Source organism: Arenibacter troitsensis (assembly GCF_900177645.1).
GTDB classification, from domain to species: Bacteria; Bacteroidota; Bacteroidia; order Flavobacteriales; family Flavobacteriaceae; genus Arenibacter; species Arenibacter troitsensis.
Map to the genome: position 1 here is coordinate 1 of NZ_FXAO01000026.1, position 1,184 is coordinate 1,184.

The 1,184-nt window shown below is 33.7% G+C and carries 1 protein-coding gene; it reads right to left on the reverse strand.

Annotated features, from left to right (window positions below; all coding sequences use genetic code 11):
* Nucleotides 1-268: 268 nt before the first annotated feature.
* Complete coding sequence (locus tag B9Y87_RS21735; RefSeq protein WP_139827317.1) at nucleotides 269-961, reverse strand: hypothetical protein; 693 nt, start codon at nucleotides 959-961, stop codon at nucleotides 269-271.
* Between the last annotated feature and the right edge of the window lie 223 nt (nucleotides 962-1,184).

Below are 1,184 nucleotides of genomic sequence, written 5' to 3' on the forward strand. Positions count from 1 at the left end.
CCAATTCTATTGGAAAGAGTCTATTCCAATCTTCTTTGGTTAAATCACTTAATGCCTTTTTCATTTTATCTCGATTTTTTTAGCTTGTGCACAACGGTTCGGCTAAGCGTAGTGCGGAGATAAGGAAACTTTTCGTTTCCGTCTGCGCACGAAGCTAAAGCTTATTGTTTAGTTTTATTTTTTCTTGTCCAAAGCTAAATCCATAAGATTTAGCGGCATTATAAATATACACAGACCTTTCGATTTAATCCCAAAGCCCGCATTACGTTTAGGCTTTGTTGTGTGCAGGCTTTTTTCCAGTCACTTCCCATTTCGATTCCACAATATATTTAGAAGTAACTATTTCTCCGATTTTGTCAATGTCCTTTATTTTAATCAGTTTAGGTTTTAATTGATTTTTTATTATAATTCTAAATTCATTTTGGTGTTTGTGCTCTAGTTTTTTGATGAAAGGATTCATTTCTATTCGTCCATCAGATTTTAAATTCTTGTATTCCACTTTTCTTGCTGAATAATCAACGTCCTCAAGTTCTAGTGCCTCAACCAGATTATCTAAGAAAATTTTTGGGTTCTTAATAATTATTGCGTGTTCTCCAAATTTCAACATTTTCTCGTCCACCTTTATTATATCAGTATTTTCAAAATCCTTCGTGGTAATAATGAAAAAGCTGCAGGTTAGATAATTGTGATTGAATTGGGTTAATTTCCAAGGAGTTTTTGGGTCGGGTTTAAATTTGAACTCCCCCAATGTTGGATGGTTGCATTTAACTTCTGAAAGACAAACATTTTCAATCCATTCAGCACCTTCATTTTCATCTCCTTGCTCTTTGTTTGTTTCCTCAAGTTTATTGAAACTTTCCGTGCTATTAAAGAACAGTTCTCCTTTTTCAAGAAAGGATTCAAGATACTTCCTTTCTTTAGAAAACTTTATTAAACAAAAAGGTAGTTCGTTTTTCTTCATTTATTTTTTGCAGCTTGCACACAACGTTTATGTATATGGAAAGTTGCGTGTTTGTGTGCGAGGATTTTCCGAAGGAAAATCAGACGTAGCAAACGTGCAACGACCTTTGTTTTAGGACAACACTAGCAATTTTTTATAGCATCGATGAAAAAGCAGTAAGTCGAGTATCTTTAAATTATAGCTAAAACCTTAAAGATATGAACACTCAAATTACTGCCACACC